This window comes from Pararobbsia alpina (genome assembly GCF_902859895.1).
GTDB classification, from domain to species: domain Bacteria; phylum Pseudomonadota; class Gammaproteobacteria; order Burkholderiales; family Burkholderiaceae; genus Pararobbsia; species Pararobbsia alpina.
Map to the genome: position 1 here is coordinate 1 of NZ_CADIKM010000126.1, position 2,741 is coordinate 2,741.

General features: G+C 59.0%; 5 protein-coding genes. 4 read left to right on the top strand and 1 reads right to left on the bottom strand.

Annotation, left to right across the window (positions count from 1 at the left end; genetic code table 11):
* Positions 1-290 precede the first annotated feature (290 nt).
* Positions 291-461, bottom strand: coding sequence for a low affinity iron permease family protein (locus HV670_RS32530; RefSeq protein WP_175108485.1), 171 nt, complete (start codon positions 459-461; stop codon positions 291-293).
* Positions 462-858: 397 nt separating this feature from the next.
* Here HV670_RS32530 and HV670_RS29635 point away from each other — a divergent pair, with 397 nt between their 5' ends.
* From HV670_RS29635 to HV670_RS29650, 4 genes are all read left to right on the top strand, one after another.
* Positions 859-1,296 (top strand): hypothetical protein, encoded by a 438-nt coding sequence (locus HV670_RS29635; RefSeq protein WP_175108486.1) that lies wholly within the window; start codon positions 859-861, stop codon positions 1,294-1,296.
* On the top strand, positions 1,256-1,687 hold the full coding sequence (locus tag HV670_RS29640; RefSeq protein ID WP_175108487.1) for a hypothetical protein: 432 nt from the start codon (positions 1,256-1,258) through the stop codon (positions 1,685-1,687). Before HV670_RS29635 ends, HV670_RS29640 begins: the two co-directional genes overlap by 41 nt.
* Entirely contained in the window at positions 1,684-1,833 is a 150-nt protein-coding gene (locus HV670_RS29645; RefSeq protein ID WP_175108488.1) for a hypothetical protein, read from the top strand. The genes HV670_RS29640 and HV670_RS29645 overlap by 4 nt, the downstream gene beginning before the upstream one ends.
* 224 nt (positions 1,834-2,057) lie before the next feature.
* Positions 2,058-2,741 (top strand): ISNCY family transposase (locus tag HV670_RS29650; protein WP_175108489.1); only part of this gene is annotated, 684 nt, incomplete at its 3' end.

Consider the following 2,741-nt stretch of genomic DNA (forward strand, 5'->3'; position numbering starts at 1 on the left):
TACTCGGCGCTTGCAAAGCTGCGTTGCTTCATGTCCGTACCGTTATGTTCGCATCGCCTTCAGCATGCATGCATCGTGTAGCTGAAGTCAATTGATCAGCGAATCCCTAGCGGCAACTTTGCCAGGTTAGTGCATGGACCGTTGAGGACAGTCAATCTCGGCACGTGGCGATCGAATGCAGGTCGGCGCGGCTGAATGCAGGCCCAGTTGCAGATAATCTTGGTTCGCACGTGCCGTCGTTTGCACGTAAAGCTGGCCGGAAATCGCGCTGAATGCCGGTTCGCCCGGTCTCAATGCAGGTCGCTACAGGTAGTGGCCGTGTACTGCCCTGGTCGAAGCGGTCGCAGCGACGCATCAAGTAACCTAGGACGGTTCCGCGTGTTCTGGATCAGGAAGACCATCCGGAACTTGACGATCGTGGTCGAGGCATTCGAGCCAGCGAGCGTCCCCCTGGCGCTCACATGACGACCCCAATACGTTCGTCATGCATCAGGTGTGGTTCTCAGGACACTGGATCGCCGATGGGTTTCAAGAGAACACGTCCTGGGTTACGCACAAGAGCAAGCAGTTCTCTGTGCTGCGGATCGACCGGCCCGATGATTGGCTGCCCGCCTTTGTAATTGTCAATCGCTGGGGCGAGCGCACGTCGAAACTGCGCTGGTGGGATCGCGTGCTACTTGCGATCGCATGGCCCCAGCACCGAACCTGAAGTCGTTGTCCCGATAGCGTTCCTGCAATACGTTCCCGACTGGTACCACGGTCGACCGAACAAAGCCTGCCCGCCGCCTTTGTATTAGGAATGTGCTCGACGCCAGGTAAACCGGACCTTTATCATGTGCCCATCATTGGAGAAGGCACATGGCCTACAAGCATTTCACGCTCGCAGACCTGCGGGTGTTGCTGGCGCCGCTCAGTGCAGTTCGTCGGCAGGCAGTCCTCTATATCCTTGACACGCACGGCACGATCGACGCCACGTTGATACTGGGCTGGAAGGAAGCGCTGCGCACGCCGACGGCTTCGTTTGCGCGCGATCTGATTCTGGCCCAGCCGCGACACCTGCGGCTCGACTACGTGTTCTGGGAGTACCACGAGAACGGGAGCGCTGCTCCGTTGTTCGGTCTAGAAAATAGCGTAAGCGAAACAACAATGGGTCGCAGCTTTGCTGAGCTTCAGGCGCGCTATGACCGCATGGCTTGGGTCGACTTGAAGCTCGAGGGTGCTGGCAGCGGCGGCACCGTTCGGCGGCAGTCTTCTCATGCTGGTCATCGAACTCGGGCAGCGAAAGAAGGACGTTAAGTTTGAGTTCGCGGCACCCTATCGAGATGGCCAGCTGGGCTACGTGGTCGTCGGGTGGGCGGCTGCCGCGCTTCTTGAAATGGGCCAGTTAGTCGATAAGTGGGATACTGCGCTCCGGGATAACGTGGTCACTCAAGCGAAGCACGATGCAGCGATGGTGGCGATGCACGGGTGGACGGGGCAATACACCACGGCCTGCTGGCTGATCGGTGCTGTCGCCGCAGTGGTCGCCGCAAATGGGGCAGCGAACCCAGTGCCCGAGACGAATGACAATAAGCTGTCATTTTTCCGACACTACTTTTCCGCGATTGTCTCGGCTGGGCTCACTGTGGTAGCATTTATTATCGTGAATTATGTTCACAATCAAGTTCTTACAGGAGGGCCGCAATGACCGATGTAGTCATTCGTGAACACGAGCCGCGACAAAAGGTTCCGCAGCGAGAGCCTCTGACCGTCGTGCAGAGGCGCGTGGCGGGGGTGGTTATTCTCGGCAGCGCCATTGCTATCGCTTTGGTAGTGTTCCCGGGCCTGTTCTAAGCAGTCGGAAGGTCGCAAGAAAGCCCGGTCGAGTGCCGGGCTTTCCATTGACGACCAAATTTTACATAAGCTATATTAGCGTCGTTTTGACATGTAGGCCCCAAGTAGTAATGTCGTACTTGAGCCAAATAGAAATGTCGCAGTTGAGGCTGACTCGGCCCATGCTCGATGTCCGTCATCGAGTGTCGGAGCCGATCGTGAACCCTCACCGCGGGATGATCACCATGAGCATGCGCGAGCTCGATCGACTGAAGGCGATTCAAGCGGTAGTCGACGGATTACTGATGCCGTGGCGCGCCGCTGAGCGACTGGGCATCAGTCGGCGCCAAGTGGAACGGCTGACCCAGCGTTACCGGAGCGAAGGCGCGGCGGGCCTCGTTTCGCATAAGCGAGATCGTCCGAGCAATCACCAATTGGCCGAGGGCGTGGCTGCGAAGGCATTGGCAATCATTCGTGAGCGCTACGCCGATTTTGGCCCAACCCTGGCCAACGAGAAGCTGCGCGAGTGTCATGGCATGGTGCTCGCAACGGAGACGCTCCGGCACCTGATGACCGAGGCCGGCTTCTGGATGCCGCGCCGGCAGCGCCCGCCGAAGATCTATCAGCCACGAGCCCGGCGGTCGTGTCTGGGCGAGCTGATCCAGATCGATGGCAGCGACCATCGCTGGTTCGAGCAACGCGCGCCGGCGTGCACGCTGCTGGTGTACGTCGACGACGCAACGAGCCGGCTGATGGCGCTGCACTTCACGGCGACCGAGTCGACCTTCAGCTACTTCGAAGCGACGCGTGCCTATCTCGAACAGCACGGCAAGCCGGTCGCGTTCTACAGCGACAAGTACAGCGTATTTCGCAAGACGAAGACGGACGAAACGGGAGGCAATGTGACGCACTTTGGCCGCGCGATGTAC